Consider the following 5,279-nt stretch of genomic DNA (forward strand, 5'->3'; position numbering starts at 1 on the left):
AATCGCGCCATCAAGTTCTAAGGAGCGGAGGATCTCATATTCTTGCTTGTAGCGGGTGAGTTCTGCTGGGGTCGGATAGCCTGGTTTGAGCAGCTTGAGCATCATGGGTTGTCGATCGATCTCGCGGATCGATCGATAGACAACCGAGTTGGCACTCTGATAAATCTGTGCCAAAATTTGATGCTTGGGAAATGTTAACATCGCTAGCTCTTGCTGAGATTGAAGGTCGCGATCTCGATCGAATATCGCTACTAGTCGATCGATTCACGGCGTAGTTTAAGTCAAAATTCGTTTGAGTCCCAGCAGATCTTCCCAAGGTAATCCTTGTTGGTAGCGTTGGCGATCGTGCCAGCGGAAGGGGGCAAAGATTTCGGGTTCGTGGAGTTCCCAAATTTTGCAACGCGGAGCCGGATCGCCAGTCAGATCGAGAATCGCATTCACGGCGCGGCGCGCGGCTTCATTTGCGCCTTCCATCGTGGCTAAATCGGTATTAGTCCGCACGTAGTCGGAGGCGAGAAAGAGATTGGGAATGCGCGTAAACGCATCGGGACGAAGTTGCCAAGTATTGACGAGATTGACCAGCAACGGTTCGAGATTAGTTTTACTTGTCACAGCCATCACCGATTGATAGATCAGTTCGCCATTTTCTTTAGGAATTTTTTTGACCGAACCGAGATCGCACAGCGATCGCAAAAATGTTTTAGAAGCTCGTTCTTCTGGATTCAATTCTGCGGTCTCTTTCGCCAGTGTTTCGACGGGAATGGTGACTTGTTGCTTGTCTTTAGTATTGAGTTCGTCCAGAAAATCTCGGGTGGGATCGATGATATCTGAGTCGAGGAACCAACTGTGGAGATTCTCATCCTTGAGGATTTCTTGACCATTGACGTTGAAGCTTTTCTTCATTTGCGCCCAAACTTCAGCTTTGATTTCTTCATCCGTGCAATCTTTAGCCTTTTTGCCAAACAAAATGCCGATACTTTCTAGGGGATTCTCGCCGATATTGTCTGTGCCCCAATCAGAGATATCCACAGAGAGAATGCCTTTGACTTGCCCATCGCCATATTCACTCAGATCGACATCCGGCCAAAATTGTTTTTGAGAAATTGCGGTCAACGCCCACGGCGTATCGACCAGTAAGATGTGCCCATGGGTAATTGGGACATCTTCTTTGAGATAAAATTGAATGCCATTCATCCAAGCAACGCTCTTGGCTAATGTCCGAATATTTGTGAAGGTCGGATCGTAGTGATGGAGATTGCTATCGATAATCAGTCGATCCATTACTTCTACCGGCACCGCTGAAATATAATAGTCGCCGCGAACTTCAAAGGTACGATCGGTCAGCAGATCTCGGATCGTTGCACTCTGAATTTTGCCGTCGGCATAATTAATTGTTTCGACTTGACTATGGGAGTTATAGTCCACCCCAAAACTTTTCAAATGCGCCAACCACGGTTCGATCCAGACTTCATTAGTCGGGCCATTTAACAATCGATCGGTACTAATTGTCGGATTGACCAGATCGAGTATTAGTTGTAAGAAAATATCGCCGACAGTTTTGGTACTAGCCAGTTTGGCTTTGGAGGCTACTAATGATTCGGTCAATCCTTTTGCTAATAAACTCTGATACTCAGCCGAGAAGCGATCCCCTTCGACAAAATTCCACCAATCGATTTTTTCATACTCACCAATCCGGCGTTCGTGACAACTAGTGATCAACTGCCAGAGCTTGTGACCAAAGTATTCGATTTCGCCAGGTTTTAGCCCAGCTTGCTGGGAAATCAATTGCAAGAAAGTATCGACTAATAGTCGGAGATCGGTGCTATTAGTTGGCACTTTGGCAGGTAATTCCAATCCTGCTTTATCGAATCGGGGCACGTAAATCCGGGTGGCATCGACCAAATTATCAAACACACCCTGCGCGTTACGCTTGTAAGGGATGCGTTTCATCGTATCGGTAATATGTTGATAAAATCCTGGGAAAAATCGAAATCCATGTTCTCCAGGTAGCGGTTTTTTACCATCGATCCCACTGCCAGGAACGGGCATACTTCGCGCTTTACCACCTGGAATATCGCGAGTATCATAGACCACCACATTAAACCCCCGTTCTACCAATTCGTGTGCCGCACTCATGCCAGCCACACCACCACCTAAAATCACGACTTTCTTTTTCATGTTCGACTCCTTAAAGTTTGCGAATTTAATATCGAAATCGATCTGGATGCATCAAGCGATCGGCTCCTATTACCAACCCAATCGATGATTCAATTCTCCCAACTCCTCAATCAATCTGCACGCTCTTAAATGCCTGCTGATATAACTGACAGCCTGGCACTGACAGATCGCCAGATCGCTCGATCAGCCCCAGACTATTTAACTTATAAGCCAGAATCGGGGCGAGGAGGATGGGTCGATCTGCACTCATGACGCGATCGAGCGCACGCGCTAATTCTGGTTGTTCTGCCAGGGTTGCCCAATGCCGTTGCAAGTGCTGGTGGTAGATCCCCGTAGCTGTCGGGGCAGTTTCCAATAATTTCGCTAGGGTGATATCGCCTCGACTGAGGTGATACAAAGCAATATTAACTAGTGCGGGATGTCCCCCCACCAGATCCATCAGTTGCCTAGCACCGATGCCATCATCGTCCCAATCGAGTCCATAGCGTTGCGCCAACTGTTGCACCTCCGCTTGCGAGAAAGTATTTAACTGAATCGGCAGTCCCACATTAAATGGGGACTGACAAAGTTGTAGGGGAATGTAAATTTCTGTAGAGTGTACCACAATCGGTCGGAGTTTTTGCCAGATCGGGAGTGTTTTTGCTTCTTCATACCAAGATCGCAGCAGCGGAAAAAAGTCTTTAGCCATCTGCGGATGCTCGAAAATCTGATTCACCTCATCAAATGCTAATACCAAGGGCGTGGAGATCTCCTGTAAGAGATAGTCTTGAAAATAGGCAGTACAACTAATTTTGCTGCCTAAATCTTCATCCCAATACTCATCTAACCTGGGTTTGAGATGCAGTTGCCGCGCGACATTGGCACACAGCCAGCGCAAAAATCGATCGAGATCGCTCAAAATTAATTCGTCAACTTGGTCGATGTTCAGGCTGACGGTGTGGTATCCCAAAGTTTTCGCAACATCGAGAATCCGCAGCAGCAGCGAAGTCTTACCCATTTCCTTCGGTGCTTTGATGCGGACTAAGGCTCCTGGTTTCCGCAGTTCTCGATCGATCTGCACTTCCAAGGGACTGCGCTCCAAGTATAAAGGGGAACCCAACGGGACGGCACCATTTGGGTAACAAGGTGATGTCTCTAGATCGATGCTGCTCTCTACCAGCAACATCCGTTCTGGCAGTTTGGGAGCCTCTTCTCGCTGCACCATCGCAATCTCAACCTCCACAGTGGAAATTTCGCGCCAATTAAGTCCTAATTTTCGACAGAGTTCTTCAAAGGTAGTGTAGTCAACCGGCTTACCCGTCAAGAAATTACTGACTGTGGCTAGGGCAAATCCGACATCTTCAGCTAAAGAACGTTGGCTCGGAAAACCATTGCGGCCGAGTGCTAGCTTGACTTTACTAATGCAATCCTGTCGCACTCTGAGCGATCTGGGCATGTAACCTCTCACGATCGATACTTCAGTCTTACATAATAATTCAGATCTCCAGTAGTTTCAAGATACACAAAAGATACATAAGTCAGTCATTCTCAGGCTCGAACTCAGTCATGCATGTCATTTAATGAAGATATCGGATTCGATCGCTAGACCGGATTTGATCGACAAATTAGCACGACAACAGTTGAGGAATGAACATGTTGAAGTTAGCCTATAGCGAATTTGGCTTGCATTTAGAACAGATTGCGGAATCCTTAGAACAATGGGTGTTGCAGCGCACGCTGCTAGCTTTACGGATTAGCGAACCACTCTGCGTCCAACCGGGTAATGCTTCTTTTCTCTTGTCAGCCGCTGCAATTACCAGCATCGATCGCAATCGGATCGTCCGGCTCCCAGAGGCTGTTGCCGTTTGCAGTGTCGATCGTGATTTTTATGAAGTCAATATTGCCGGTGTATGGCTGACCAAAAATACCCATGTATCTGAAGGGATCTTGGTTGCTGAGTTGGGCGATCTCGCCGAAGCTTGCGTCCACAGCTTATGGGAATCTAGTCAGCGGCAAGTGCCAACATATGTTGCAGATTAAAAATGAGCAATAGCCAGAGCAAAACCCCGCAAGAAACCCGACTTCCAAGCAGTCGGGTTTCTTGTCTTCACTTTTAAATTACTCCCCGCTTCCAACTATCTACTCAAAGTCCGCAAAAAACGACCCAAACTCGCAAAGATCCCAGGTGATTTAACCGCAGTAGCATTATCCCCTGGCGTAGTAGGCGTCAAAATCGCATCTAGCTCGTCACCGACTGGTTTTTCTGGCGATTCTGACAGCAGGGTATAATCATCATCTGCCTCCAGCCACACCTGCCATTGCGCCGGATAACAGCGGTAAATGGCTGCTGTTTCGAGGGGCTTGATATAGTAAGCACAGGTGAGTGTCGTCAGGAACCTGTCGCGCAGTTGTCGAGCCGCATAACCAATCCCGACGATCGCCGCATCTTCCAATTTAGGTAAGAATAAGATTACCGGACGATCGCCAGCAGCGGTACATAATTTCTCAACCTGGGCAACTTCCACCGCCGACGGATCGATCGCGATAAATAGTTGGTCTTCGGCTTGAATTTTATCCTCGATCGGCGATCGACTATTGCCCAAATCGTCAATCTTAAAACTAATATCCTGCCAATCCCGTTTTGCCAAAGCTGCCGCGCCCGTATCGGTAAATAACACCTTGAGCGTATTTCCCCGCTCGACAAAAGACTCGATGAATTGCCGTGCCAAACCCATCGACTTGAGTTCGGGAATCAGAATCTCGACCGTAATTCGTTGATGTCCAGCTTCGATCGCCGCAATTGTCGCAGCTTGAGCTAACGCGATCGATTCTTCGAGGGTAGTTGGTAATTTTGACATGAAACAGGATCGGAAAGATATCTCTCTTTGACATGCTCCTCGGCGTGAACGCACGAGGATTCCAAGAATCACTTCTTGGTTTTTCTGCTTCATCGCAACTGCCTCCACTCCCAAGGGAGATTTGGTCTGATGTTCGCTCCACAGACTAACCCCGCAAGCCCTGCGGTTTTTAGAAACATTCAAGTAAATTAACTTATGTCTATCCAGGATGTTGCCATTGCCCTTCAAGCTTTTCCCGGTCTACCGATGCTTGGGTTCGTTCCA

Annotated in this window: 5 protein-coding genes; 1 reads left to right on the plus strand and 4 read right to left on the minus strand. The window is 47.5% G+C overall.

The features are described from left to right. The 3 genes from RMO27_RS21890 to RMO27_RS21900 all read right to left on the minus strand — a co-directional run. Positions 1-201, minus strand: a 201-nt coding sequence (locus RMO27_RS21890) for a hypothetical protein (RefSeq protein WP_309736576.1), incomplete at its 3' end; no start/stop codon positions are given. A 75-nt stretch (positions 202-276) separates the two neighbouring features. Continuing rightward, entirely contained in the window at positions 277-2,178 is a 1,902-nt protein-coding gene (locus RMO27_RS21895) for an FAD-dependent oxidoreductase (RefSeq protein WP_309736578.1), read from the minus strand. Between the two features lie 106 nt (positions 2,179-2,284). Continuing rightward, on the minus strand, positions 2,285-3,613 hold the full coding sequence (locus RMO27_RS21900; RefSeq protein WP_309736579.1) for an AAA-like domain-containing protein: 1,329 nt from the start codon (positions 3,611-3,613) through the stop codon (positions 2,285-2,287). 197 nt (positions 3,614-3,810) lie between these two features. Between RMO27_RS21900 and RMO27_RS21905 the strand changes: the two genes are divergently transcribed. Continuing rightward, a complete protein-coding gene (locus tag RMO27_RS21905; RefSeq protein WP_309736580.1) occupies positions 3,811-4,197 on the plus strand; it encodes an alr0857 family protein in 387 nt (128 codons plus the stop codon). Positions 4,198-4,292: 95 nt separating this feature from the next. Here RMO27_RS21905 and RMO27_RS21910 read toward each other — a convergent pair whose 3' ends face one another. Further along, complete coding sequence (locus RMO27_RS21910) at positions 4,293-5,015, minus strand: DUF1995 family protein (RefSeq protein WP_309736582.1); 723 nt, start codon at positions 5,013-5,015, stop codon at positions 4,293-4,295. Positions 5,016-5,279 lie beyond the last annotated feature (264 nt).

Origin of the sequence: Chamaesiphon sp. OTE_75_metabat_556, from assembly GCF_031378165.1 — a bacterium.
GTDB lineage: Bacteria > Cyanobacteriota > Cyanobacteriia > Cyanobacteriales > Chamaesiphonaceae > Chamaesiphon.

Bases quoted from the DNA above. Each gene is read 5' to 3' on its own strand.
- RMO27_RS21895 (WP_309736578.1), bottom strand. From the start codon at position 2,178: ATGAAAAAGAAAGTCGTGATTTTAGGTGGTGGTGTGGCTGGCATGAGT.
- RMO27_RS21900 (WP_309736579.1), bottom strand. From the start codon at position 3,613: ATGCCCAGATCGCTCAGAGTGCGACAGGATTGCATTAGTAAAGTCAAG.
- RMO27_RS21910 (WP_309736582.1), bottom strand. From the start codon at position 5,015: ATGTCAAAATTACCAACTACCCTCGAAGAATCGATCGCGTTAGCTCAA.
- RMO27_RS21905 (WP_309736580.1), top strand. From the start codon at position 3,811: ATGTTGAAGTTAGCCTATAGCGAATTTGGCTTGCATTTAGAACAGATT.